The sequence below is a fragment of the Streptomyces sp. NPDC104761 genome, assembly GCF_055583445.1.
Window position 1 is genome coordinate 1 of record NZ_JBVJNZ010000018.1, and the last position, 25,257, is coordinate 25,257.

General features: G+C 71.6%; 19 protein-coding genes. 10 read left to right on the forward strand and 9 right to left on the reverse strand.

Annotated features, from left to right (window positions below):
* Nucleotides 1-134: 134 nt before the first annotated feature.
* The 6 genes from ACZ63F_RS36155 to ACZ63F_RS36180 form a co-directional block, all read right to left on the reverse strand.
* Nucleotides 135-1,496, reverse strand: a complete 1,362-nt coding sequence (locus ACZ63F_RS36155; RefSeq protein ID WP_469717707.1) for an ABC transporter substrate-binding protein — start codon at nt 1,494-1,496, stop codon at nt 135-137.
* Complete coding sequence (locus ACZ63F_RS36160; RefSeq protein ID WP_469717709.1) at nt 1,493-2,533, reverse strand: acetylxylan esterase; 1,041 nt, start codon at nt 2,531-2,533, stop codon at nt 1,493-1,495. Before ACZ63F_RS36160 ends, ACZ63F_RS36155 begins: the two co-directional genes overlap by 4 nt.
* Complete coding sequence (locus ACZ63F_RS36165) at nt 2,527-4,944, reverse strand: glycosyl hydrolase family 95 catalytic domain-containing protein (protein WP_469717713.1); 2,418 nt, start codon at nt 4,942-4,944, stop codon at nt 2,527-2,529. The genes ACZ63F_RS36160 and ACZ63F_RS36165 overlap by 7 nt, the downstream gene beginning before the upstream one ends.
* A 32-nt stretch (nt 4,945-4,976) precedes the next feature.
* Nucleotides 4,977-5,915, reverse strand: a complete 939-nt coding sequence (locus ACZ63F_RS36170) for a carbohydrate ABC transporter permease (RefSeq protein ID WP_469717715.1) — start codon at nt 5,913-5,915, stop codon at nt 4,977-4,979.
* 11 nt (nt 5,916-5,926) lie between these two features.
* Entirely contained in the window at nt 5,927-6,952 is a 1,026-nt protein-coding gene (locus ACZ63F_RS36175) for a carbohydrate ABC transporter permease (RefSeq protein ID WP_469717718.1), read from the reverse strand.
* Nucleotides 6,953-7,013: 61 nt separating this feature from the next.
* Entirely contained in the window at nt 7,014-9,074 is a 2,061-nt protein-coding gene (locus ACZ63F_RS36180) for a fibronectin type III domain-containing protein (RefSeq protein WP_469717720.1), read from the reverse strand.
* A gap of 357 nt (nt 9,075-9,431) precedes the next feature.
* Between ACZ63F_RS36180 and ACZ63F_RS36185 the strand changes: the two genes are divergently transcribed.
* Nucleotides 9,432-10,586: an ROK family transcriptional regulator gene (locus ACZ63F_RS36185; RefSeq protein ID WP_469717722.1), complete on the forward strand. Its 1,155-nt coding sequence runs from the start codon at nt 9,432-9,434 to the stop codon at nt 10,584-10,586.
* Between the two features lie 80 nt (nt 10,587-10,666).
* Here the strand turns inward: ACZ63F_RS36185 and ACZ63F_RS36190 are convergent, their stop codons facing one another.
* A complete protein-coding gene (locus tag ACZ63F_RS36190; RefSeq protein WP_469717723.1) occupies nt 10,667-12,445 on the reverse strand; it encodes a M4 family metallopeptidase in 1,779 nt (592 codons plus the stop codon).
* A gap of 308 nt (nt 12,446-12,753) precedes the next feature.
* Here ACZ63F_RS36190 and ACZ63F_RS36195 point away from each other — a divergent pair, with 308 nt between their 5' ends.
* The 8 genes from ACZ63F_RS36195 to ACZ63F_RS36230 all read left to right on the forward strand — a co-directional run bounded on the left by ACZ63F_RS36195 (nt 12,754) and on the right by ACZ63F_RS36230 (nt 21,763).
* Nucleotides 12,754-13,980 (forward strand): serine hydrolase domain-containing protein, encoded by a 1,227-nt coding sequence (locus tag ACZ63F_RS36195; RefSeq protein ID WP_469717725.1) that lies wholly within the window; start codon nt 12,754-12,756, stop codon nt 13,978-13,980.
* A 103-nt stretch (nt 13,981-14,083) separates the two neighbouring features.
* On the forward strand, nt 14,084-15,427 hold the full coding sequence (locus tag ACZ63F_RS36200; RefSeq protein ID WP_469717727.1) for a CAP domain-containing protein: 1,344 nt from the start codon (nt 14,084-14,086) through the stop codon (nt 15,425-15,427).
* A gap of 56 nt (nt 15,428-15,483) precedes the next feature.
* Complete coding sequence (locus tag ACZ63F_RS36205; protein ID WP_469717728.1) at nt 15,484-16,161, forward strand: AIM24 family protein; 678 nt, start codon at nt 15,484-15,486, stop codon at nt 16,159-16,161.
* Nucleotides 16,162-16,294: 133 nt separating this feature from the next.
* Complete coding sequence (locus tag ACZ63F_RS36210; protein ID WP_469717933.1) at nt 16,295-17,254, forward strand: threonine/serine dehydratase; 960 nt, start codon at nt 16,295-16,297, stop codon at nt 17,252-17,254.
* 199 nt (nt 17,255-17,453) lie between these two features.
* The gene (locus ACZ63F_RS36215) at nt 17,454-19,088 is read left to right on the forward strand and encodes a serine/threonine protein kinase (protein ID WP_469717730.1); all 1,635 of its coding nucleotides are present in this window, start codon (nt 17,454-17,456) and stop codon (nt 19,086-19,088) included.
* A 37-nt stretch (nt 19,089-19,125) separates the two neighbouring features.
* Complete coding sequence (locus tag ACZ63F_RS36220) at nt 19,126-20,097, forward strand: LLM class F420-dependent oxidoreductase (RefSeq protein ID WP_469717731.1); 972 nt, start codon at nt 19,126-19,128, stop codon at nt 20,095-20,097.
* Between the two features lie 91 nt (nt 20,098-20,188).
* Entirely contained in the window at nt 20,189-21,244 is a 1,056-nt protein-coding gene (locus ACZ63F_RS36225; RefSeq protein ID WP_469717732.1) for a hypothetical protein, read from the forward strand.
* 93 nt (nt 21,245-21,337) lie between these two features.
* Nucleotides 21,338-21,763 carry an SsgA family sporulation/cell division regulator gene (locus ACZ63F_RS36230; RefSeq protein WP_469717734.1) on the forward strand — a complete coding sequence of 142 codons (426 nt, stop codon included), beginning with the start codon at nt 21,338-21,340 and terminating at the stop codon, nt 21,761-21,763.
* A 54-nt stretch (nt 21,764-21,817) separates the two neighbouring features.
* Here ACZ63F_RS36230 and ACZ63F_RS36235 read toward each other — a convergent pair whose 3' ends face one another.
* On the reverse strand, nt 21,818-22,303 hold the full coding sequence (locus tag ACZ63F_RS36235; protein WP_469717735.1) for a DUF6328 family protein: 486 nt from the start codon (nt 22,301-22,303) through the stop codon (nt 21,818-21,820).
* 82 nt (nt 22,304-22,385) lie between these two features.
* On the reverse strand, nt 22,386-23,369 hold the full coding sequence (locus ACZ63F_RS36240; RefSeq protein ID WP_469717738.1) for an aldo/keto reductase: 984 nt from the start codon (nt 23,367-23,369) through the stop codon (nt 22,386-22,388).
* 138 nt (nt 23,370-23,507) lie between these two features.
* Between ACZ63F_RS36240 and ACZ63F_RS36245 the strand changes: the two genes are divergently transcribed.
* Nucleotides 23,508-25,214, forward strand: a complete 1,707-nt coding sequence (locus tag ACZ63F_RS36245) for a cholesterol oxidase substrate-binding domain-containing protein (protein ID WP_469717740.1) — start codon at nt 23,508-23,510, stop codon at nt 25,212-25,214.
* Nucleotides 25,215-25,257 lie beyond the last annotated feature (43 nt).

The window sequence follows — 25,257 nt, forward strand, 5'->3', positions numbered from 1 at the left end:
CGACCACCAACCTAGCGGCGCCCTCTCCCGCCCCCCCCCCCCCCCCACCCCTCCCCCCCCCCCCCCCCCCCCCCCCCCGGGCCCGGTTCAGGCGGGCCCGTCCGGCGGACGGACGGGGTTGTGCGGGGGCAGGGTCACTTCTTGGCGAGCAGCGTCTTGCTCTGGTTCTGCATGTCGGTGAAGACGGAGTCGTTCTTCTGGCCGGCGAAGTAGGCCTGGAACAGCGGCTGGAACGCGTCCTGGAGGGCGGCGCCGTTGCCGTAGACCGGGGACGGGTAGAGGACCTTGTCCTTGATCATGTCCGTGAAGACGGACAGGTCCACGCCCGTCTTGGCCAGCGCCTTGGCCGAGGCGTCCATGGACGCCGGGATCGACGGGAAGAAGGTGCCGGTCAGGGAGGCCTTCGACTGGCAGGCCTCGCTGCCCATGTACGAGACCCACTTCCAGGCCAGGTCGGGGTTCTTGGTGCCGGCCCAGATGTTGTTCCCGTTGGAGTTGCTGAGCACGGACCTGGTCTTGCCGTCGGGGCCGTACGGGGTGGGCGCGATCCCGACCTTGACGCCGGGGATCTTCACGAAGGTCGAGGCCTCCCACGAACCGCCGGTCTCCATGGCGACCTTGCCGGAGGAGAGCAGGTCGACGTCGCTGACGCTGTCGTTGAACTGCCCGATCCTGGGCGCGTAACCCTTGTCGGTCAGGGAGCGGATCCAGTCCATGGTCTTCACGAACCGTGGGTCGGCGTAGTTGAACACCGTCGGCCAGGTGGTCTTGTCGCCCAGCCGCCAGCCCGTGGTGCTGACCAGCGGGTTCCAGGTGAACTGGCCGATGAAGTCCTTCGACGCGACCTGCCCGTAGCCGTAGGTCCTGATGTGGGACTTGTCGAAGCCCTTCTCGTCGCCGCGGCGTCCCTTGGTGTCGATCGTCAGGTGGGCGATCATCTTGCCCAGCGTGCCGCCGTTGTCCGGGTTCCAGTTCAGCGACTTGACGTCCTGGTCGGTGTACCCCGCTTTCTTGACGGCGTCCTCGTTGAAGTAGACGCCGGACGCCGCCCAGTCCAGCGGCAGGGCGTACTGCTTGCCGTCGGTGTACTTCCAGGCGTCCACGCCGACGGAGAACCGGGACAGGTCGAACTTGTCCTTGGCGATGTAGTCGTCCATCGCGAGCAACTGGTGCTGTGAGGCGTACGCCTGGAAGAACTGGACGCTGTTCTGGAAGGCGTCGGGCGCGGTACCGGCCACGAACCCGGCGGTCAGCTTGGTGAAGTAGTCGTTGACGTTGTACTGCGTGATCTTCACCGTGGTGCCGGGGTTGGCCTTCTCGAAGTCCGTGGCACAGACCTTGTACGCGGCGGCCTGCTTGTCGTCCCAGGTCCACCAGTTGACGGTCTTGGAGCCGCCGGCGGAGGACGAGCCGTTCGAGCAGGCGGAGAGCACGGCGGCCAGGGTGAGTGTGGCGCCCAGCGCGACCGTCCTGCGGACTCTCGTGTTTCTTCTCATCGTTGTTCCTTCTTTCGGGAGGACGCGGTGGGTGCTGGGGACGGCAGCACCGCGGGGTGGGACGACGTCTTGAGGAGCGCGCCGAACGCGCCGAGGGCGACGGCCAGGTCGTCGGGTCCGCCGGCGTCGTGGCCGTTGAACTCCCACAGCCGCAGCTCCTTGGGGCCGGCGTAGGCGTGGTACGCGGCGATCGCGGTGACCGGCGGGCACACCTCGTCGCGCAGTCCGGCGGAGAACCAGGCCGGGGCGCTCGCGCGGCGGGCGAAGGCGAGGCCGTCGAAGTAGCCGAGGGTGCCGAAGGTCTGCTCCACCCGGTCCCGGCGGGCGGTCAGGTACCCGATGATCTCGGCGTAGGGCTCGGCGGAGGTGAGCCGGGTGGCCTGCCGGATGTCGCAGAGGAACGGCGCCTGGAAGTGGGCGGCGGCCAGTCCGGGCACGAGTCCGGCCACCGCGAGGGCGATGCCGCCGCCCTGGCTCGGGCCGACGAGGGCGACCCGGTCCGGGTCGACGAGGTCGGTGCGGCCGCGCAGGGCGTCGACGGCGCGGACGGCGTCGGTGAACACCCGGCGGTAGACGTAGGTGTCCTTGTCCTCGATGCCGCGGGTGAGGAAGCCGGGGTGGGCGGGGCCGCTGCCGACCGGGTCGGGGGTCGCTCCCCCGCCGGCCCAGGCGCCGCCCTGGCCGCGGGCGTCGACCAGCAGGTGGGCGTATCCGGCGGACGCCCAGAGCAGGTCGTCGAGGGGGGTGCCGCGCCCGCTGCCGTAGCCGTGGAACTGGACGACCGCGGGCAGCGGTCCGCGGCGGTGGCGGGGCATCCGGAGCCAGGCGCGGACCGGATGGCCGCCGAAGCCGGGCAGTTCGGCGTCGAAGACGTCGACCGTCTCCAGGCCGGTGGGGACCTCGGTGAGTTCCAGGACGGGCTCGCGCTCGGCGCGGGTCTCGGCGAGGGTGCCCTTCCAGAAGGTGTCGAAGTCCTCCGGTTCCCGGTAGGCGCTGCGGTAGGCGAAGAGTTCGGGGACGTCCTGTTCGGTCAGCACGGCGCCGGCTCCCCTCGGGGGTGCAGCGCGGCGTCCAGCTCGATCTGGTGGCCGGCCGGGAGCCGCAGTTCGGTCTCGTCGTCCCGGTGCCGGATCCGCACGGTCTCGGCGGCGTCACCGGTGAGCCGGCGCACGGTGGCACCGGTCAGCGCGCCGTCGGCCCAGGCGAAGTCGACGGCGAGGCCGCCGCGGCAGCGCAGGTCCCGGGCCTCGCCGTCGGCCCACTGCGCGGGCAGGGCGGGCAGCAGGTGGAGGGTGCCGGTGTGGCTCTGCAGCACCATCTCGGCGATGGCGGCCATGAGTCCGTAGTTGCCGTCGATCTGGAACGGCGGGTGGGTGGAGAAGAGGTTGGGGAGCAGGCCTCCCCAGCGGGAGCCGTCCACGGGGGCGTCGACCGCGAAGTCGCCGTCGAGCGGGCGGGCGGCTTCGAGGAACAGCGAGCGGGCGGTCGCCGCGTCGCGCAGCCAGGCCCGCAGGGCGATCTTCCAGGACCACGACCAGCCCATCGCGCCGGGGCCGCGGCGGTCCATCGACCTGCGTGCCGCGGCGGCGAGTTCGGGGGTCGTGTCGGGGTCGACCAGGCCGAGCGGGTGGACGGCGATCAGGTGCGAGAGGTGACGGTGGTGCGGGTCGGCCTCGGTGTGGTCCTCGGCCCACTCCTGGAGCCGGCCCCCGGCCGAGACCTGCAGCGGGCGCAGCCGGGGCAGCGCGGCGCGTATCTCGCCGGTCAGCGCGGTGTCCAGGCCCAGCAGCCCGGCTGCCTCGAGGGTCCGTTCGAAGGTGGCCCGGATCAGCGCGAGGTCCATGGTGGCGGACCGGGTCAGGGACCTCGGGGTGCCGTCGGCCAGGAAGAGGTTCTCCGGGGAGGTCGACGGCAGGGTGTCCAGGTGGCCGGTGCCGTCGTCGACGAGCCAGTCGAGGAGGAACTCGGCGCATCCGCTGAGCAGCGGCCAGGCCCGTTCGCGCAGGAAGTCCGGGTCGCGGGTGAAGTCCCAGTGGTCCCACAGGTGCTGGGACAGCCAGGCGCCGCCCATCATCCACAGCGCCCAGGAGGGGTTGCCGTGTCCCATGCCGACCGGCAGCGCCCATCCCCACGGGTCGGTGTTGTGGTGGGCGACCCAGCCCCGCGCGCCGTACAGCTGCCGTGCCACCTGGGCGCCCTGGGCGGCCATCCGGTCGATCAGGTCGAACAGGGGCTCGTGGCAGGCACCGAGGCCGACCGCCTCGGCGCCCCAGTAGTTCATCTGGGTGTTGATGTTGATCGTGTAGTTGGACGACCAGGCGGGGCGCAGGTCGGCGTTCCAGATGCCCTGGAGGTTGGCCGGCGGCCCGGTGTGCGGGCGGGAGGCGGTGGCCAGCAGGTGCCGGCCGAGCTGGAACAGCACGGTGGCGGTGAGGAGTTCGTCGCCGCCGCCGAGGATGTCGCGGGCGACGTCGTAGGTGCCGCAGCGGCGCGGCCCGATGCGCAGGCTGGTGGTGCCGAGCAGGCCGCGTGCGTCGGTCTCGTGGTCCTTGAGGAGGCGGTCGGCGCCCTGGGCGGCGGCCCGCGCGGCGACGGCCCCGGCCGTGGCCAGGTGGGCGGCGCGGCCGACGGCCGGGGTCCCGCGCCAGTGCCGGTCGGCGGCGGTGGAGCTGGCGAGGGTGAGCAGGACGTGGCTGGCGCCGGTGACGAGCAGGCCGCCCTCGTCGTCCAGGGTCGTGGTGCCGTCGGTGTGCAGGGTCAGTGCGAGGGCGCCGAAGGGGTCGTAGCCGTCGACGGGACCGTCCGCGTAGGAGAGCGGCTCGGCGACCTCGGGCTCGTGGGCGGGGGCGCCGTCCACCGGTATCTCGATGCCGAGGGTGATGCCGTCGACGGCGACCGTGCGCTGCACCTCGCGCAGCGGGGTGGCCAGTTCGACGGACAGGTCGACGGTGCCACCGTCCGCGTCCAGCGTCGTGCACAGGGCGCCGGTGACGGCGTCGGCCCAGACCCGGCGCCGGACGGCGGTCCCGTCGAGGGCGAAGCCGTCCTCGGCCACCGCGGTGTCCAGGTCGAGCGTCCTGCCGTGGTACGCGGCCCGCTCGCCGCCCGGCACGGTCAGGTACAGGTCGGCGTACGGCAGGTACTCCTGGGTGTAGGGCCCCTCGAAGGTCATGAGCAGGGACTCGGCCGTGTCCTGGTCGCCGGCGCGGAGCGCCGCGCGGACCTCTTCGAGCCGCTGCGGGCCGGCCCCCTGGGCGCGGAGCGCGGCGAGGGCGGCGGCCGGTCCGCCGGGGGTGCCGGACCAGACGGTGGAGTCGTTGATCTGGATCCGGGACCGGCCGGCGCCGCCGAAGACCATCGCGCCGATCCTGCCGTTGCCGACGGGAGCGGCCTCGGTCCAGCCCGCCGCGGGCGCGGGCCAGCTCAGCACCAGGTCGCTGGAGTGCATGACGGTGTCGTCCAATCGCGGTGTGCGGGCGGTCACTTGAGGCCGGAGAAGCCGATGGAGTTGACGATGCGCTTGCCGAACGCGACGAACAGCAGCAGCATCGGCAGGGCCGCGACCAGGGCGGCGGCCATCAGGCCCGCCCAGTCGGGGGCGGCCTGCGGCGAGGACTGCTTGAAGACGCCGAGCGCGAGGGTCAGCGGCTGCACGTCCTGGCTGTTGGTGATCAGCAGCGGCCAGAAGTAGTCGTTCCAGGCGTTGACGAACATCAGCAGCGAGACGGTCGCGATCGGGGCGGACGACATCGGCAGGATGATCCGGAAGAAGATCCGCAGCGGTCCGGCGCCGTCGAGGATGGCGGCCTCCTCGACCTCGGTGCTCAGGCCGAGCATGAACTGCCGCAGGAAGAACAGCGTGAACGCCTGGAAGAGGGCTCCGGGCAGGATCAGTCCGGCGAAGGTGTTGGTCAGTCCGAGGTCTTTGACGAAGACGAAGTTGGGCAGCAGCGTGAAGACGCTGGGCACCATCAGCGCGGTGATGAGGATGTTGAAGACCAGGTTGCGGCCGCGCCAGTGCAGCCGGGAGAACGCGTAGGCGCCGGCCGCGGAGAACAGCACGATCAGCACCGTCTGCACGGACGCGTAGATCAGTGAGTTGCGCAGGTAGAGCGCGATGTCGATGGTGGCGCCCGAGCCGCCCTGGGCCTGGGCCTCGGCGGTGGAGGCGATGCCGAGGACGCGCTCGAAGGCGCCCCAGGTGAAGCCGACCGGCAGCGGCGAGGAGGGGTGTGTCGCCAGCTTGTAGTTGTTGGACAGCGCGGTGCGCAGGATCCAGTAGAACGGGAAGAGCGTGACGAGGACGACGACGCCGAGGTAGGTCCAGGCGACGATCCGGCCGGGCGAGAGGCGTCGCGGTCTCTTCGGGGACCGGGGCTGTGCGGTGGCCGTCCGGCCGGGGGCGAGGGTGACTGCCATGACGGGCTCCTTCAGCTCAGGTCGGATTCGCTCGCGCGGGCGAGCCGCAGCTGGGTGAAGGTGACCGTGATGAGCAGGGCGAACAGGGCCAGCGAGAGGGTGGCGGCGTAGCCGAAGTCGAACTGCCGGAACGCCTTGCTGTAGATGTACATCTGCAGGACGTTCGAGGCGTTGGCCGGGCCGCCCTGGGTGGTGACCTGCACGATGTCGAACACCTGGAAGGAGTTGATCACCGTGAGGACGACGACCATGACCAGGATCGGCCGCAGCAGCGGCACCGTCAGCCGGCGGAACATCTGCACTTCACTGGCGCCGTCGACCCGGCCGGCCTCGTAGATGGTGGCCGGGATGGTCTGCAGGCCGGCGAAGATCAGCAGGGAGTAGTAGCCCATCCACTTCCAGATGCTGATCGCGGCGAGGGAGGGGATGGCCCAGCCGCTGCTGCCGAAGAAGAGGATGGAGTGGCCCGTCAGGTGCTGGAGGACGAGGCTGATGACACCGAGGGACGGGTCGAGCATCCACTGCCAGACCAGGGCGGCGATGACGTTGGAGATCAGGAACGGCAGCAGGATGACGCCGCGCAGCGTCGACGACCTGGTCACCCGGTGCAGCACCACCGCGGTCACCAGCGAGGCCAGGGTGCCGAAGACGACCGCCAGGATCACGAAGTAGACGGTGACGAGCAGCGAGTGCCAGAAGACGTCGTCGCCGAACATCTCGTGGAAGTTGGCCAGACCCACCCAGTTCGGTGGGGTGAGGACGTGGAAGTCGGTGAAGCTGAGATAGATGCCGCGCAGGGTCGGGTAGGCGTAGAAGACCGCGAACCCGACGACGGAGGGAATGATCAGCAGGAGGGCGACCGGCAGGTCGCGGCGGCGGGCCGCCGCGGACCGGGTCGGTGTGGAGCGGCCCGGCCTGCGGGGCGTGCGGGTCGTGTGGACGTGCGGGGCCGGGCCGGAGGCGGTGGCCGTGGTGGTCACCGCGGCTGACGGTGGTGCGGCCGGCCGCTCGGGCTTGCCCTGTGATGTGACCACCACGGCACTCTCCTCGGATGTCAGGCAGGTGGAACGTAGATAGGGGGCAGGGTCGGACGGAGCGTCAGAGGACGATCCGGTCCACGTCGGAGGCGTAGTCCGAGGCGTTGCCGAAGGTGATCGTGTTGTCGCCGGCCTTCAGCTGGACGGGCACCGTGATCGAGCTCGGCCGGCCCCAGTTGTTGTCGTTGCTGCCCGGCAGGAACTGCTGGAAGGAGGTGCCACCGGTGGTGATGATCATCGTGCGGCCGGTGGAGCCGTCGGTGTAGTCGAGCTTCATCAGGTAGGTGCCGTCCCGGGGTGCGGTGACGTGGTTGACCGCCACGGTTCCGGTGCCGCCCAGGTTGCCGACCTTCTTGCCGCCCGAGCACGCGGAGCAGTCGTTGACGGAGGCGTTGCCGGTGAGCGTGTTCGCGGAGGCCTCGGCCTCGTAGGAGACCGGTCCGCCGGCCGCGGGTGTGGTGACGGGGACCGCCTTGCTCGCCGGGGACCTGTGGCCCTTGGCGTCATGGGCGACCACGGTGAAGGAGTAGCCGGTGCCGGCCTTGAGGCCGCTGACGACGGCGGAGGTACCGGTGACGGTGGCCGCCCTGCTGCCGTTCGCGTAGACGTCGTAACCGGTGGTCCTCGTACCGGTGTTCACCTTGCTCCAGGCGAGCGAGACGCTGTCGGCGGTCGAGGCGGTGCCGTGCACGTTCAGCGGGACGCCGGGGTGCGTGCCGGTGGCGGCGGGCGTGACGCGCAGCAGGCGGGAGCCGTGCGGGGCCAGGTTGGCGGTGAACCTGCCGCTGACCGAGCCGAGGTTCTTGTGGCTCCACAGGTCGCGGATCCCGGCCTTGCCGCTGATGCCGAGGTCGCTGAAGTCGGCGGTCACGTCGGAGTAGCCCTTGCCCAGGTTGAACAGGGCGACGGTGTAGCTGCCGTCGGCGTTGCGGGTGTACCAGGTCTGCTGCGGGGTCCGCTGGCTGACCGGCCTGGCGGGGGTGCCGGCCTGGTCGACCGCGATGACCTCGTCGTTGGTGAGCAGCTTCAGGCCGTACTTGTCCAGCTTGGTGAGGTCGTCACCGATGTACAGCGGCGCGGACTCGATGGCCCACAGCGTCATGTAGCTCTGGCGCTCGGTGTGGTTGATGCCGTCCATGACGTCGGAGCCCACGTCGAGCGAGTCGAGGTTGTTCCAGTGGCCCGGTCCCGCGTCGTCGATCCACGGCACGACGTCGTTCCAGCGCGCCTTCACGGAGTTGTTCCACGTGACCAGCGTGTCGCAGTAGCACTCGACGTCCGTGTCGATGCGCCAGCCGTTGGAGTTGGCCTTCCAGACGTCGGCCTGGTTGTGGCTGAGCGACCAGGACAGCACGAACTCGATGGGGCGCCCGGTGTTCTTCAGCGCCGTGTGCCAGGCCTGGATGTCGGGGACGTTGTTGTGCGCGTCGTCGCCCTGGTTGGAGCCGGGGCCCACGCCGTCGATCTTGAGGAAGTCCACGCCCCAGGAGGCGAGCTGGTCGGCCTCGGACTGGATGTACTTGGTGGTGCAGGGGCTGGAGAAGTTCAGCTGGTAGGAGACGTCGTCCCAGCCGCTGGTCTTGCGCAGATCCGGGTAGACGATGTCCTTGGTGGTGCAGCCGGGGGCGTCGTAGATGGGCGTCCTGCCGTCGTTGTACGCCTGCTGGTAGAGGCCCACCGCCAGGTAGAGGCCGAACTTCAGTCCCTTGCTGTGGAGTTGGTTCGCAAGGTACTTCATGCCGTGCGGGAACTTGGTCAGGTTCGGGGTCGGCCGGGCGTAGGCGTCGCCCTTGGGGTCGTTCCAGCCGGCGTCGACGTTGACGTAGTCGTAGCCGTGGGACTTCAGCTTCGAGGAGAGCACGCCGGCCTGCTGGAGGACGTGCGACTCGGTGAGCCAGTCACCGCCGTAGCCGCCGAAGTTGGTGGATTCGACGCTCCAGGTGCTGTAGCCCATGTACGGCTTGGCGGCCACGGCGGGCGAGGCCGTGGCGCCGGATGCCGGGACCCCCGAGGCGTCCGCGGTGGTCGCGGCCCGCGCCGAGGCGGGCACGACGAGTGCCGCCAGGAGCGCGGAGAGGCAGGTGATGGTTCTCAGACGTGCGGGCAGAGCTGGACGAGCCATGGATGTACTCCGTCTGGGCGCGGCTGCAGGCGGGCTTCCGCCTGAGGTGTGGTGGTGCGGGGAGCCTCTCGGTGTGGTCGTCCCGGGACTTCACCGAGGGGTTCGCTGGGACCAACGGGCACGTGGGTGGGGGCCACGCTCCTCACCGGTGCCTGACCGTCCCGACGAGGAGTGCGGCGAATGTAGGCGCAGTTTCCTTCCAACGTCAACATAGTCCGCGGGGCAGAGAACTCCGACCTTTAGGGAAACAGCACCCGGGTTTCAGCCAGTCACCCGCGTATGACCTGCGGGTTTCCGGCCGAGAGAGCGGATGTTTGGCCCTTGAATTACTTTCCTAAGGAAAGGTAATGTCGTCCCATGACCCTCGCCGACCAGCCACCCGCGGCCGCACTCGTCTTCCAGACCCTGCTCCAGCACGGGCCGCTGAGCCGCGCCGAGCTCGGACGGCGGACCGGACTGACGCCGGGCGCCGTCACCAAGGCGGCCGCCTCGCTGATGGCCGACGACTGGATCACCGAAGGCGGCCGGCCCACCACGGAGCGCACGAACGGCCGTCCGGCGACGCTGGTCGAGGTGCGGCCCGGACGCGCGCTGTTCGCCGGCGTGAAGGTCACCGGGGAGGAACTCATCGGTGTCCTGGCCGACCTGACCGCGAGGCCACTGGCCTCCCACCGGGTGGCGCTGGACTCGCGGGACGTGGGGACGGTGGTGCTGGCCGTCGCCCGCCTTGTGGACCGGCTGCGGGTGGCGGCGGACCTGGCGGGCGAGGACGCCCTGCACGGCATCGGGGTCACCATCTCGGGCGATGTGGACAGCAGGCTGGGGACCGTCCAGTACTCGCCCTTCCTGAACTGGCGCCGGGTGCCGCTGGCCCAGCTCGTCGAGGAGGCCACCGGCACCCCCACGGTCATCGAGAACGACGTGCGCGCCCTGACCGTGGCCGAGCAGTGGTACGGCGCCGGTGTCGGCGTGTCGATCTTCGCGCTGGTCACGGTCGGCGCGGGCATCGGCGCCGGACTCTCCATCGGCGGCCGGGTGGTCTCCGGCGCGCACGGCGTGGCGGGCGAGATCGGCCATCTGCCGGTGACCGGCGTCGAACGGATCTGCACCTGCGGCAACACCGGTTGCATCGAGGCGGTCGCCTCCACCCACGCCATCGCCGAGCAGGCCCGGCAGGCCACCGGGGACCCGAAGCTGACCATGGACGACGCGGTGCGCCTCGCACATGCCGGGGACCCCACCGTCCGCGCGGTCTTCGCCCGGGCCGGTCACGCCGTGGGCCTGGCCCTGGCCTGTGTCGCCAACCTCATCGGACCGGAACGCATCATCATCTCCGGCGAGGGCGTGGCCTCCTACGACCTGTTCGCGGACCACATCCGGCAGGCGTTCGTGGACCACGCCTTCGGCGCCGCGGTGGACTGCGACCTCCTGGTCCGCCCCCTGCCGTTCGAGGAGTGGGCGCGCGGCGGCGCGGCGGTCGCGGCGCAGCGCGTGTTCGCTCCGACCAGGTAGCCGCGGGTCCGGGCGGGCGCGGGTCCGGGTGCCCAGCCCCCCCCGGCAGGGCACCCGGACCCGACGGCGTGTCGCACTCGTCAGTGACGAGCGCCCGGCGTGTCGGCCTCGGTGACGTCGACCGCGGCCCAGGCCTGGTCGACGGTGCGGTACTCGATGCTGCTCGCGCCGTAGAGGTCACCGGCCGCCTTCAGCGTCGCGATGCGCGCGTCGTGGAAGTCGGTCGAGGAGACCATGTACCGGGTCAGGGCCCGGTAGAAGATCGCCGTGGCCTTGGCGCGGCCGATGCCGGTGACCGTGGACCCGTCGTAGGTCGGCGAGTCGTAGGTGGTGGCGCCGATCTTCTTGCGGCCGCTGCCCTCGGCGAGCAGGTAGAAGGCGTGCGAGGAGACGCCGGAGCCGGCGTGCACCTCGGCGTTCGCCACCTCGGGCGACCAGTAGTCGACGGTGCCTTCGAGGCGGTCGAGCGAGGGGTGGTCGAGGCGGCGCAGGAACTTCTGGCGCAGGCCCAGCTTCTCGCCCAGCAGGTAGTTCGGCGGGTTCTTCGGGTTGTCGGCGAAGAACTCCACGCCGGAGCCGAAGATGTCGGCCAGCGACTCGTTCAGCGCGCCCGGCTCGCCGAACTGGTTGCCGTGGTTGTCGACGTAGGTCGGTTCGAGCTTGGCGGTGGCGTCCACCACGCCGTGGGTCAGCTCGTGGCCGGTGACGTCGAGGACGACCAGCGGCTTCTTGATCTCGTCGCCGTCCCCGTCGCCGTACAGCATGCAGCCGCAGGTGGAGTCCCAGAAGGCGTTGCCGACCTTCTTGCCCCAGTGGACCATGGCGCGGGCGGGCTTGGAGTTGTTCGCGATGCCCTTGCGGCCGAAGGTCTTCCGGTAGAAGTCCAGGGTCTCGGTGATGCCGTACTGGGCGTCGGCGGCGGCGCTGCCCCGGCTGCTGGTGGTGCCGTTGCCCCAGCTGTCGGTGGTGCTGGTGAACTTGGTGCCCTGGCCGAAGCTCTCGGTCTCCTTGCCCTTGGCGTCCCGGGTCTCGGTGCCGTAGCGGGTGGGGTCCTTGAGCAGGAAGCTCCTGCGGGCGGTCTGCGTGGTGGTGAGCGGGACCTTGCCGACGAAGAGGGACCGGCCATAGCCGTGGGCGGTCGCCGGATACCGGGCGGCGGAGGCGGACGCGCCGGCAAGTGCCTGTGCTTGCAGTCCGGTGCCGGTCGCCGGGTCGAGGGTTTCGCCCTGGCGGCGGAGGGTGTCCAGCAGCCGGGGCGAGAGGAACTCGTCGCTGTCCGGAGTGTTGCTGCGCACCCTGCCGGTGAGGGCGTCGACGACGACCGTGCTGGAGCCGCTCGCGCCGTCGACGGACACCTGGTAGGCGAGGGCGGCGGCGCCGTCGCGGGCGTCCACCACGAGCCGGGCGGTGCCGGCGTCGCCGTCGGCGGTCGCGGCGGCCTTCTCCTCGGCCTGGCGGGCGGTCAGCTTCGCCTCGGTGGCGGGCCGGACCGTGTGGTCGGCCGCCCGGGTGACGCCGGTGTAGGCCAACCGGCGGGAAAGGTGGACGACGAGGTCGCCGCCGAGCACCGGCATCCCCCGGTGGGTGCGGACGAAGCGGACATGGCGCGCCCCTTCGGGGTCGATCATCACGTCCTGCGGCTGGAGCTCGTCGCCCGCGCCGACACCGGTCGCCGCGGCATGGGCGAAAGCCGCGGTCCGGGCGGCCGCCGTCACCTGCGCGGCCGTCGTGGCGGAGGCCGCCGCGGCCGGCTGTCGTTCCCCCGTCGCGGGACCGGCGAAGGCCGTACCGGCCAGGCCCGTGGCGGCCGTCGTCACGGCGACGGCGACCGCCACGCTGCGTATGTGCGCACTACGCACTGATCAGGGTTCCTTCGTTCGAAGGCGGCCGTGGTCATCAACCGCCTTGCGGCAGGGCGCCGTTGAGCGCCGAGGGGGCTGGTCGGGCCCCGGGCCGCAACCCTTCCGGACGAATCATGTCCATGTAAAGCGCACTTCGTCGCTTTTCTTGCTTTTCATGGCAATACTTGGCGAAACCGCACCGCACGGTGATCAGTGAGTGACCAACTGTGCGTCGGCTGTGGAGATGTGACGGGATGCGAGAGGGTTCCCCGAGCCGGTTGTGACTCATCTCGCATCGGAGACAGCTCAGAGAGGAACAGGTCCGAATGGTCTCGGCAATGGTGTGCAGAAGTGCGGTGCTGGGGGCGGTGACGCTGTCGCTGCTCGCGGTCCCCGCCCAGGCGGCGCCCCTGAAGACGGCGGCGAAGGCCCGGACGGCCGCCACCCTCCCGGCGCCCGACACCGCGGGCCTTTCCGCGGTGCTGCGCTCGGTGGTCGCGAAGGGCGCGCCCGGCGCCATGGCCCGCATCGACGACGGCACCCAGGTCTACCGGTCCTCGCAGGGTGTCGCCGACCGCGGGAGCCGGCGGGCCCTCACCACCTCCGACCGCTTCCGGGTGGGCAGCGTCACCAAGACGTTCTCGGCGGTGGTCCTGCTGCAGCTGGTGGACGAGGGCAGGCTCGCCCTGGACGCGCCGGTCAACCGCTACCTGCCGGGGCTGCTGCCGGACGACCGCATCACGGTGCGGCACGTGCTGAGCCACCGCAGCGGCCTGTACGACTACACCAACGACATGTTCGCCGACAGCGTGTCCGGCTTCGAGGCCGTGCGCAACAAGGTCTTCACCTACCGCCAGCTGGTGGACCTGTCCCTGAAGAAGGCGCGCACCAACGCGCCGGGCGCCGCCTACTCGTACTCCAACACCAACTTCGTGGTCGCCGGCATGCTGATCGAGAAGCTCACCGGGCACAGCGTGCGCACGGAGTACGAGAACCGCATCTTCAAGCCCCTGAAGCTGAACGACACCTTCTACGTCCACCCCGACACGAAGATCCCGGGGCAGCACGCCAGCGGCTACCTCACCGCGGACCGGGCGGGCGCCGCGCCCGTCGACGCCACGGAGCAGACGGTCTCCTGGGCACAGAGCGCGGGCGCCATCATCTCCAGCGCACGCGACCTCGACACGTTCTACTCGGCGCTGGTGCGCGGCAAGCTGACGTCGGCCGCCCGCCTCGCGGAGATGGAGCGCTTCACCCGCGTCAACTCCAACACCTCCTACGGCCTCGGGCTGCGCCGCCGCGACCTGTCCTGCGGGGTCTCGGTGTACGGCCACACGGGTGCCGTGCAGGGCTACTACACCTACGCCTTCACCAGCAAGGACGGCAAGCGCAGCGTCACCGCGCTCGCCAACGCCTCCAACAGCTCCGACGTGCTCAACGCCCTGGCGGCCACCCTGGAGCCGGCGTTCTGCGGCAAGCAGAGGTCCCCGCGGAGCGCGGCCGTGCCGCTGGAGCACGAGGACGTGGCACCGGCCGTGCCGCGGGAGCAGTAGCGCCACGGCTCCCGGAGGGAACCTCGCGCCCGGGCCGGACGTTCAACCGGCGACTCCCCCACCGGGCGCGACGTTCGGCCCCTGACCGCGTAGAGGCGGCGCGATGAGCGAGCTGGTCCCCGGGGGCAATCTGCCCCTTCCGGGCGGCGCGCTGACGCTGCGGGTGCCCGGCCCCTTCGACGTGTCGGCGCTGATCACCGACGAGAGCGGCAAGGTCGGCGGCGACGCCGACTTCGTCTTCTACAACCAGCCGGACGCGCCCGGCGTCCGGCTGCGCGGTGACACGCTGACCGTCGAGCCGGGCCTGCTGCGGGCCGGCGCCCAGCGCGTCACTCTCACGGTCACCGCCGCCGAGCCCGGCACCCCGCTCGGCCGGCTGCCCGCCGCCACCCTGCACGTGACCGACCGCCTCGGCCGCACGGTGGCCCGCTTCGCGCCGCCGCGCCCGCAGACGGAGACCCTGCTGCTGCTCTCCGAGATATACCGCCGCGGCACCGGCTGGAAGCTGCGCGCGATCGGCCAGGGGTACGCGGACGGACTGGCCGGGCTCGCCCGGGACTTCGGGGTCGACGTGGTCGAGGACCGGCAGCCGTCCGCCCGGTTCCGTGCCGCGATCCCGGCCCAGCGCACGGCGGCCTCCCCCGCCCGCCCCTCGACGGCCGCGCTCCCCGATCCGGACGGTCTGCTGGGCCTGGTCAACTCCGCGCGCGCCCGGGCCGGCCGCCCGCCGGTGGCCCCGGACACCCGGCTCACCTCCGCCGCCCTCGCCCACGCCACGGCGATGGCCGACGCGGGACGGCTGGCCGGCGAGGGCAGCGACGGGGTCTCCGTCCACCAGCGGATCAGCGCCACCGGATTCGCCTATGTCACCGTCGGCGAACACCTCGTCTCCGGTCCCCGCACCCCGGCCGAGTTCGTCGACTACTGCCTGCGTACCGAGGACGCCCGGCGCACCCTGCTCGACCCGGCGTTCACCCACGCGGGCCTCGCCCACGCCCGCGGCCCGCGGGACGGGGACACCTACTGGACCGCGCTGTGGGCCAGACCCCTCACCCAGGCCGAACTGACCCGAACCCGCGCCGAGGTCGCCGACCTCACCAACCGGGAGCGCACCCGGGCCGGGCTGCGGCCGCTCGCGGTGGATCCGCAGCTCGCGGCGGCCGCGCAGGCGTACAGCACGGACATGGCGACCCGCGACTTCTACTCGCACACCTCCCCGGAGGGCACCCAGCCCTGGGACCGGGCCGCCGCCGCGGGCTCGCGGCGGCGCACCATCGGGGAGAACATCGCCTGCGGCCAGCGTTCCGCGGCCGAGGTGGTGGAGGGCTGGATGAACAGCCCCGGCCACCGGGCGAACATCCTCAGACCGGACTTCACCCACATAGGCATCGGCTTCGCCGGGGGCGGCCGGGCCGGCACCTACTGGACCCAGCTGTTCGGTGCCTGAACCGGTACCGTCCGTGATCTTGGCGGAACGGGTCCGTCCGGGACACCATGCCCCGCATGAAGGGTGATCTCTTTTCAACTCAGCACATGGTGGCGCCCGCGACCGAGCCGGGCATGACGGTCGAGAACGCGAAGTGCCTCCGCTACGCGGTCGACGGCGAGATGTACGCCCGCCAGGGCGCAATGATCGCGCACCGCGGCGGCCTGAAGTTCGAGCGCAAGGGCCAGGGCGTGGGCGGCATGCTCAAGCGCGCGGTCACCGGCGAGGGGCTGCCGCTGATGTCCGTGCAGGGCCGGGGCGAGGCCTGGTTCGCGCACGAGGCGCAGAACTGTTTCATCGTGGAGATCGAGCCGGGCGACCAGTTCACCGTGAACGGCCGCAACGTGCTGTGCTTCGACGCCACGCTGTCGTACGAGATCAGGACGGTGAAGGGGTCCGGCATCGCCGGCGGCGGCCTGTTCAACAGCGTGTTCTCCGGGCACGGCAGGCTCGGCCTGATCTGCGAGGGCAACCCGCTGGTGATCCCGGTCTCGCCCGAGGCCCCGGTGTACGTCGACACGGACGCGGTGGTGGGCTGGACCGCGCACCTGCAGACCTCGCTGCACCGCTCGCAGTCCATCGGTTCGATGCTGCGCGGCGGTTCCGGCGAAACGGTGCAGCTGATGCTCCAGGGCCAGGGCCACGTCGTGGTCCGGCCGAGCGAGGCGACCCCGCAGAAGGCGCAGCAGCACTGACGCCCGGGTGCCCTGGTCCGAGTGGCCCGGCCGCGGCGGCCGGGCCGGGTTGACCAGGGCGGTCCGGCCGGGTGAGGGTGCGAACGGCGCGGACCCTCGCCCCGCGCCGGAAAGGTGAACCGCCTTGAACGGCATCATCGGCATCGCGGACATCGAAGCCGCGGCCCGGCTCGTCGAAGGACACGTCGTACGCACCCCCACCGTGCCCAGCCCGGGCCTTTCGGAGCTGCTCGGCGTCCCGGTCACCGCCAAGCTCGAACTCCTCCAGCGCACCGGCTCCTTCAAGGCGCGCGGTGCCGCGGCCAAGCTGCTCTCCCTGAGCGAGGCCGAGCGGGCGGCCGGCGTGGTGGCGGTCAGCGGCGGCAACCACGGCATCGCCCTCGCGGTGATGGCCGCGGCCCTCGACGTGAAGGCGACCGTGGTGATGCCGCGGACGGCGCCCGCACGGTCGATCCGCCTGGCCGAGGCCGCCGGGGCGTCGGTGCGGCTCACCGACGGCATGGAGTCGGCGTTCGAGCTGGTGCCGCGCCTGCGGGACGAGGGGCTCACCCTGGTCCACCCCTTCGACGACCCGGTGGTGATCGCCGGGCAGGGCACGGTGGGTCTGGAACTCGCCGAGGACGCGGACGACCTGACGGACGTGATCGTCAGCATCGGCGGCGGGGGCCTGATCGCGGGCGTCGCGGCGGCCCTGCGGGCCCGTCGGCCCGGGGTGCGGGTGTGGGGCGTGGAGACGGCGGGCGCGCAGGCGATGTCCGAGGCGCTCGCGGCGGGCCGTCCGCTGCCGGTCGCGGTCTCGTCGATCGTGACGACGCTCAGCGCGCCGTCCGTGTCCCGGCTGACCTACGACCACGCGGCGGCGCTGGTGGAGGAGGTGCTGGTGGTGCCGGACCGGGAGGCGGTGCGGGGCAGCCTGGACTTCGCGGAGCACGCCAAGGTGTGGACCGAACCGGCCGCCGGCTGTCTGCTGCCCGCCGCCCGGCAGGTGCTCGACCGGGTCGGCGCCGGAGCGCGGATCGGGCTCGTGGTGTGCGGGGGCAATGTGACACACCAGGAGATCGCGGGATGGACGGAGCGCTTCGGGCTGGGCTGACCGCCGACCGCAGCCGGGCTTTTACCGTCGGTTACCCGCAGGTCGAAGCCCGGTCATTCGCTGTTTTCCTCAAGTGTCCGGCCGGTGCGGCCACTTGAATAAAAGGCAAGAACGGTGCCCGAGTTGCAGATTCTTTGAACAAACCCGGGCCGGTCCCGCGTACCTCTGGTCAAGGACGAGGCAGGGGTTTCAGCGAGGGATGACGATGGTCAAGGCGCATGTCTCCGCACAAGAGTTGGTCGCCGGAAGGTACCGGCTCCTCGAGGTCGCCGACCGCGAGCCGAACCGCGTCAGCTGGTACGCGGAGGACGTGCAGGCCGAGCGACCGCGTCTGGTGACCGAGATCGCGTTTCCCGAAGTGCCCCCCGAGGACACCGTCCGCCGGGCCACCGCCCGCATCCTGCGCTCCTCCGAGGTGATGAGCGCGCTGCGGCCGGGCCGGGTCGCCATGGTGATCGACGCCTTCGAGGAGGCGGGCGCGCTGTGGACGGTGACGGAGGTGATCGACGGCACGCCGCTCAGTGAACTGCTCGCCCAGCAGTCCACGTTCACCTACGTACGGGCCGCGCGCATCGGCCTTGAAGTGCTCGACGTGCTGGAGGCCGCGCACGCCGACGGCTACACCCACGGCGAGCTCAGCCCCGGGCAGATCTTCGTCCGCGACCGGGGCCCGGTGGTCGTCACCGGGTTCGGCCTGGCCGGGGCGACGCTGTCACCCCGGGTCACCGCGCCGTCCTACGCCTCGCCGGAGCAGGCCCGCGACGAGCGCATCGGCCCCGCCGCCGACCTGTGGGCGCTCGGCGCGATCCTCTACACGATGGTCGAGGGGCGGCCGCCGTTCCGGGACCGGGGCAGGGCGGAGGCCACCCTCAAGGGCGTGGACCGGCTGCCGTTGCGCACCCCGCTGCGGGCCGGCCCGCTGACCCAGGTGGTGCAGGGGCTGCTGCGGAAGAACTCCCGGGAGCGACTGGGCCGGGCAGTGGTGCGTCAGGCACTGACACGTGTCCTGGAAGAGGACCCCGACACGGTCGCGCAGCCCGCGCCCGTCTCCCGGTTGCGCGGCGCCTATGTGGCGGCCCGGTCCTCCGGGTGGAGCAGGACCACCATGATCGGCGGAACCGCACTGGCCGTGGTCACCGTGTCGGTCGCGGTGCTGGCCGCGACCCAGGGCCTGCCCGGCGCCTCCTCGGCGGGCCCGGCCCCGAGCGCCTCCGCGACGGCCGGCGGCCCGGCCAACCGCACGGACGGGAACGTCCCCGGCCCGTCCCCCTCGCGGACGGCGTCCGCCTCCGCCACCCCGTCCGCCTCCGCGTCGGCGTCCCTCTCCGCCTCAGCATCCGCCTCCGCGTCCACCTCGGCGGGTGCCCTGCCGGCCGGTTTCCGACGCTACGCCGCCCCGGAGGGATTCTCCGTGGCGCTCCCGCAGGGCTGGAAGCGTCTCGACACCGCCCGGGACGACGTCGCCTACCGCGTCACCTTCGGCCCGGGCGGCGACGACCCGCGCACCCTGGCGGTCACCTACAGCACCCAGGCGGGCCCGGACCCGGTCGCGATCTGGCGGGACGACGTGGAGCCGGGACTGGAGAAGCTGGCCGGCTACCAACGCGTCGGCGAGATCGAGGCGACCACCTACCAGGGCCACAGGGCCGCGGACATGGAGTGGCTGTCCGGCACGGGTGCCGACCGGGTGCACACCTTCGGCCGCGGATTCCTGCTCGGCGGCGGCCGCAGCTTCTCGCTGCGCATCACGGCCCCGGCCGCCGCCTGGGACGACGCCCCGGACCAGCTCGCCCTGAAGACCTTCCTGGCGACGTTCCGCATCCCCGCGAGCTGATCCGTTTTCCGGCCGCCCTGCCGGGGACCCGGCAACTATGGTGCAAATCGGATACACGATGATGACCGAGCAGGCCGGTCCACGTGATCTCGTGGACCATCTGGTGGGGGCCGAGGAGGCGGGCTTCGACTTCTCGGTGGCCTCGGACCACTACTTTCCGTGGTTGCGCTCGCAAGGGCACTCGCCGTACGTGTGGAGCGTGCTCGGTGCCGCCGCCCAGGCCACCGAGCGTATCCCGCTGATGACGTACGTGACCTGCCCGACGTTCCGCTACCACCCGGCGGTCGTGGCGCAGAAGGCGGCGACCGTGCAGCTGTTGTCCGGGGGGCGGTTCCGGCTCGGCCTCGGCGCGGGCGAGAACCTCAACGAGCACGTGGTGGGCGGCGGCTGGCCGTCGGTGGACGTACGGCACGAGATGCTGGAAGAGGCGGTGGAGATCATCAGGGCGCTGTTCGCCGGCGGCCACGTCAACCACCGGGGCACCCACTTCGACGTGGAGTCCGCCCGCCTGTGGGACCTGCCGGACGAGCCGCCGCCGATCGGCATCGCGGTCTCCGGGGAACAGTCCTGCACGGTCGCCGGGCACCTCGCCGACCTGGTCATCGCCACCGAGCCGAAGGCGTCCCTCCTCGAGGCCTTCGACCGGCACGGCGGGTCGGGCAAACCCCGGGTCGGCCAGCTGCCGGTGTGCTGGGACCCCGACCGGGACACGGCGGTGAAGCGCGCGCACGCCCAGTTCCGCTGGTTCGGCAGCGGCTGGAAGGTGAACTCCGAACTGCCGCACCCCGACTCCTTCGAGTCCGCGACGCAGTTCGTCACCCAGGACGACGTCGCCGCGTCCATTCCGTGCGGGGACGACCCGGACGACTTCGTCGAGGCCGTACGGCCGTACGCGGAGGCCGGGTTCGGGGAGATCGCCCTGGTGCAGATCGGCGGCGAGTCGCAGCCTGGGTACCTGGACTGGTCCCGCGGGACGCTGCTGCCGGCGCTTCGCGAGGCCCTCGGCTGATCTTCGACGGTCCGGCAAACCCCGGCCCATGGGTCGATATAGGCTGCCTTTCGGTATCCATGCAGTTCGGCAGCCTTCAGGAGTGTCCTCCGTGACCCTGGCGATCGACCCGTCCGAGACGTCCGGTGCGACCCCGGCTGACCTCTCCGATCTGGTGGCGCGGGACGCCCGCGAGTTCGGCGCGTACGTGCGGACCGGCGGCTGGGCGTTCGGTCTGATGGTGGCGCGGAGCGTGCGGCCGGGAGGACAGGGCGCGGACGGGACGCCGAAGGTGTCGGCGAAGGAGTTCGCCGAGCTGGCGGGCTGCTCCGCGGAGCGCGTCATGCGCTACTACAAGGCCTGGGACAGGGCCGCCGACGACGGCCTGGTCCCGCACTTCGAGGCCCTCGCACCGGGTCAGGAGGTGCAACTCCCCGACTCGGACGTCTGGCTGGACTACTACGTCTCCCGCAACGGTGCCGCCTCCGAGCGCGGCACGGCGATCGCCAAGGCCGCCGAGGCCGAGGGCATCAGGCCCACCAAGGCCCTGGAGGTCGCCGAGAACCCCACCGCGCTGCGCGCCGCGATCCTCGCCGACCCGTCCACCGCCCGTGCCGCCCGCGCGGCCCTCCTCGACCGCATCAAGGAGGACCCCGACCTGCAGACCGTGCTCGCCAGGGACGTGGTCCGCACCGCCGACCTGAAGAAGGCCGTCGCCACCGAGAGCCGCTCGGCCGACCGGATCGGCTACGTGCGCCAGATCGCCGAGTCCGGCCAGATCAAGACCCCGGCCGGGCAGACCGTCGACGCGCCGACGGAGCTGCGCCAGGAGGCCGAGCGCCATCTCTCGCTCCTCGACGAACTCGACGAGGACGAGGACTCCGGCGAGTGGGCGACCGAGGCCTACGACACCATGAAGAACCTCGTCGTGGAGGCGGTGGAGGCCGACCCGGAGCTGCGGGTCCAGGAGAAGCGCACCAAGTTCTACACCAGCCTCCAGAAGGCGACCAGGGCGTTCGAGGAGCTGACCTTCGACGACGCCCAGGACTTCTACGAGGACGACATGGTCCAGCGCCTGGAGGACCTCCAGCAGGCCATCGGCTCCTGCCTGGCGGCACTGCGCGGCACGAAGGGCACGCAGGACGCGGCGGGCACACGGGCCTCGTAGGACCCGGAGGGCAATTCCGCTCCGGATTGAGCGTTTTTCCCGTGAGAGGGGTACTAGAGGGCACCAAGCCGATCGTTCTCGGAGGCCACTCGCGTGAACCCCGTCGTGCACAGGACCCTGGTCGTACAGCTCCGGACGGACGGGACGGGCCGTTGTCCCGTCCTCGCCCATCTGTCGTACGACCCCGGTGACCCGTTCGCCGTCACCGCGCTGTTCACCCTGGACGGCCGTGTACTCGCCCGGTGGCGGCTGGACCGCGAGATGCTGAACGACGGGCTGAGAGAGCCGGTCGGTATGGGGGACGTCCGGCTGCGTCCCGTACGGCAGGGGCGCTGGAGGGAAGTGCGCATGGATTTCCTCGGCGACCCGCTGTCCGGCGGCAGCCGCCACCACGCGGTGGTGTTCGCGTGGGCGCCCGCGCTGGCCTCCTTCCTGAGCGACACCTACCTGGCCGTGCCGCCCGGCCGCGAAGAGGTCCCGGTGGACGACCTCCTGGCGGAGATCCTCGCCACCGGCTGAGCGGGCGTGCGCGGCGCACGTGCCCTGCTCAGTGCCCGGCCTGGCGTGCCCTGCTCAGCGCGTCGTGTGGCGGTGCCGGGCCCACAGCGGCAGTCCGTACCAGCACAGGAGGTACCAGACGACGACGGCCGCCACCGCCCAGGTCACCTGGCTGCCGCCGGTGGCCACCCGGAGGATCAGCACCAGGGAGGCGGTCATGGTGGCCAGCAGCAGGAAGAGGCCGATCGAGGTGAGCCGGGACGCCAACCGCACCGCCCGCGGCTTCACCTTGCGGCCGGCGACCAGCCGGTGCAGCGACACCGGCCCGATGAGGGCGCCCGTGGCGGACGCGCCCAGGACGACGGTCACGATGTAGATCGTCTTGTCCACGTCGGAGAGCTGGGCGTACTTCTGCTGGAAGACCACGGTGAGCAGGAACCCGAAGAGGATCTGCACCCCGGTCTGGGCGACGCGCACCTCCTGGATGAGCTCGCCCCACATCCGGTCGGCGCGCTCCTCCTCCGTCTCGTCGCGCCCGGTCCGCCGCTCCTGGTCTGTCATGGACTACGGTTAACCGCCCGGCCGGTCCCCCAAACGGTACGGACCGGAGGCGACAGGGCGGCCGCTCCGGCCCGTACCGGTACTACCAGCGGCTCTCCACCTGCTCCTTGATCCGGCGGTCGTACAGCTCGCGGATCGCCGCGGCCGTCTGCGAAGGCAGCTGCGGGAGTCCGGCGGCGGCCGCGTTGGCGCGGGCCTGCTCCGGGTTGCGGGCGCCCGGGATGACCGTGGTCACGCCGGGCTGGTCGATGATCCAGCGCAGGGCGAGCTGGGCCGGGGTGTACCCGTCGGGGGCGAGGGCGGCGAACTCGGCGGCGGCCTCGACGCCCGTGGCGTAGTCCACGCCGGAGAAGGTCTCGCCCTGGTCGAAGGCCTCGCCGTGCCGGTTGTAGGTGCGGTGGTCGTCGGCCGCGAAGACGGTGTCCTTGGTGTACTTGCCGGACAGCAGCCCGGAGGCGAGCGGTACCCGCGCGATGATGCCGACGCCGGCCTCCCGGGCGGCGGGGAGCACCTCGTACAGCGGCTTCATGCGGAACGGGTTGAGGATGATCTGCACGCTGGCCACGCCCGGGCGGGCGATCGCGGTGAGGGCCTCCGTGCTGGTCTCGACGCTGACGCCGTAGGCGGCGATGCGCTCCTCCTCGACCAGGGTGTCGAGGGCGTCGTAGACCGCGTCCGAGGAGTAGACCGGGGTCGGCGGGCAGTGCAGCTGCACCAGGTCCAGGCGGTCCACGCCGAGGTTGCGTCGCGACCGGTCGTTCCACGCGCGGAAGTTGTCCAGGACGTAGTTCTCCGGGACCTGCTCGGCCCGGCGGCCCATCTTGGTGGCCACCAGCACGTCCAGGTCCGGCCTGCCGCGCAGGAAGGCGGCGATGGTCTGCTCGCTGCGCCCGTCGCCGTACACGTCGGCGGTGTCGAAGAAGGTCACCCCCGACTCGGCCGCCGTCTCCAGAACGGCGAGGGCCTCCTTGTCGTCCACCTCGCCCCAGTCGGCGCCGAGCTGCCATGTGCCGAGGCCGACGACCGATGCCCGCTGCCCCGACCTGCCGATTACGCGTTCGTCCATGGCGCCAGTGTGTCATCCGCCGCCGACAACGGTGTCACGGGCCGGTGCACCCCCGGCCACCCGTGAATCCTTCACTCACACGGGTGATTGTCGTGGACGGAAAACGGAGGTGTGTCAACCAGCGCCTAGCGTGACGACATGGTTGACCGTTCACCGAACAACTCGCCGTCCACGGACGGCTGGAGCCGTCGGGGCTTCCTTCGGTCCGCAGCCGCGCTCGCCGCCGTTCCGGTCCTGCTCGCCGCCGATCCGGCCGTGGCCGCCGCCGAGCTGCCCGGCTTCCCGGCGGAGGTGGTGCCGTACCGCTCCGCGTACCGCAACTGGGTCGGCGAGATCACCGCCGACGGGCTGTGGGCCTGTGCCCCGGCCGACGCCGGTCAGGTGCTCGCGGTCGTCGACTGGGCCTGGCGCAACGGGTGGCGGGTACGCGCGCGTGGCTCCTCGCACGGCTGGTCGCCCCTGACGATCACGGAGGGGACCGCTGCCGGCGACCGGGTTCTGCTCGTGGACACCACGAGCCGTCTCACCGGGCTCTCCCTGGACTCCGACGCGGCGGTCCGGGCGGGTACCGGGGTCACCCTGGAGGCGCTGCTCACCTTCCTGGAAGGCCATGGCCTCGGGCTCACCGCCGCGCCCGCGCCGGGTGATCTGACGCTCGGCGGCGCGCTCGCGATCGACGCGCACGGCACCGCCGTACCGGCCGACGGCGAGGAACCGGTGCCCGGGCACACCTACGGCTCGCTGAGCAACCTGGTGCTGTCGCTGACGGCGGTGGTGTGGGACGGGAACGCCGGAGCGTACGTCCTGCGGACGTTCCGGCGCGACGAGGCGGAGTGCGCGGCGCTGCTGACGCATCTGGGCCGCGCGCTGGTCACCGAGGTCGTGCTGCGGGTGGGCGCGAACAGCAGTCTGCGGTGCGTCAGCCGTACCGACATCCTGGCCGCCGAGCTGTTCGCCGCACCCGGCTCAGGCGGCCGGACCCTGGACGGCTTCCTCCGGCGGTCCGGGCGGGTGGAGGCCATCTGGTTCGCCTTCACCGAGTACCCGTGGCTGAAGGAGTGGAGCGTCGCCCCGGTCAGGCCGCTCACCTCGCGGCACGTCACCTCGCCGTACAACTACCCCTTCTCCGACAACGTGCCGGCCGTGGTCGCCGACCTGGTGGGGCGGATGGTGTCCGACGCCGCCTGGTATCTGGCGCCGGTGCTCGGGAACGCGCAACTGGACGTGACGACGCTGGGGTTGACGGCGACGCTGTCCTCGGACATCTGGGGGGCGTCGAAGAACACGCTGCTGTACATCAGGCCGACCACCCTGCGGGTCGGCGCGAACGGGTACGCGGTGCCGACGCGGCGGGCCGAGGTGCAGCGGGTGGTGCACGAGTTCACCTCGTTCTACCGGGAACGGCTCACCGCGTACGCCGCGTCGGGGCGGTTCCCGGTGAACGGGTCGGTGGAGATCCGGGTGACGGGGCTGGACGAGGCGTCCGACGCGGGGATGGCGGGGGCGCAGGTGCCGTCGCTGTCGGCGGTGCGGCCCCGGGAGGGGGCCGACACCGCGGTGTGGCTGGATGTGCTGACCCTGCCGGGGACGCCTCATGCGGAGGCGTTCCTGCGGGAGCTGGAGGGGTTCCTCTTCGAGAGGTTCGAGGGGACGCGGGTCGAGTGGTCGAAGGGGTGGGGTTATACGGAGTCGGGTGTGTGGAGTGACGAAGAGGTACTCGGGACGAGGATTCCGGAGTCGTTCGGCGGTGCGGTGTGGGATGCGGCGGTCGACACGCTCGACCGCCTTGATCCGCACCGGGTCTTCGGTAACGGGTTCTTGGACGGGCTGCTTGTGCGCCGTTGACGTCCGCGGGGCCGTGGGAGCCGGTCGCTCGGTTCCTCCCCCA

Excerpts from the sequence above, each read along its gene's own strand:
- ACZ63F_RS36155 (WP_469717707.1), bottom strand. The coding sequence starts at position 1,496 with ATGAGAAGAAACACGAGAGTCCGCAGGACGGTCGCGCTGGGCGCCACA.
- ACZ63F_RS36165 (WP_469717713.1), bottom strand. The coding sequence starts at position 4,944 with ATGCACTCCAGCGACCTGGTGCTGAGCTGGCCCGCGCCCGCGGCGGGC.
- ACZ63F_RS36170 (WP_469717715.1), bottom strand. The coding sequence starts at position 5,915 with ATGGCAGTCACCCTCGCCCCCGGCCGGACGGCCACCGCACAGCCCCGG.
- ACZ63F_RS36180 (WP_469717720.1), bottom strand. The coding sequence starts at position 9,074 with ATGGCTCGTCCAGCTCTGCCCGCACGTCTGAGAACCATCACCTGCCTC.
- ACZ63F_RS36185 (WP_469717722.1), top strand. The coding sequence starts at position 9,432 with ATGACCCTCGCCGACCAGCCACCCGCGGCCGCACTCGTCTTCCAGACC.
- ACZ63F_RS36195 (WP_469717725.1), top strand. The coding sequence starts at position 12,754 with ATGGTCTCGGCAATGGTGTGCAGAAGTGCGGTGCTGGGGGCGGTGACG.
- ACZ63F_RS36200 (WP_469717727.1), top strand. The coding sequence starts at position 14,084 with ATGAGCGAGCTGGTCCCCGGGGGCAATCTGCCCCTTCCGGGCGGCGCG.
- ACZ63F_RS36205 (WP_469717728.1), top strand. The coding sequence starts at position 15,484 with ATGAAGGGTGATCTCTTTTCAACTCAGCACATGGTGGCGCCCGCGACC.
- ACZ63F_RS36215 (WP_469717730.1), top strand. The coding sequence starts at position 17,454 with ATGACGATGGTCAAGGCGCATGTCTCCGCACAAGAGTTGGTCGCCGGA.
- ACZ63F_RS36220 (WP_469717731.1), top strand. The coding sequence starts at position 19,126 with ATGGTGCAAATCGGATACACGATGATGACCGAGCAGGCCGGTCCACGT.
- ACZ63F_RS36235 (WP_469717735.1), bottom strand. The coding sequence starts at position 22,303 with ATGACAGACCAGGAGCGGCGGACCGGGCGCGACGAGACGGAGGAGGAG.
- ACZ63F_RS36240 (WP_469717738.1), bottom strand. The coding sequence starts at position 23,369 with ATGGACGAACGCGTAATCGGCAGGTCGGGGCAGCGGGCATCGGTCGTC.
- ACZ63F_RS36245 (WP_469717740.1), top strand. The coding sequence starts at position 23,508 with ATGGTTGACCGTTCACCGAACAACTCGCCGTCCACGGACGGCTGGAGC.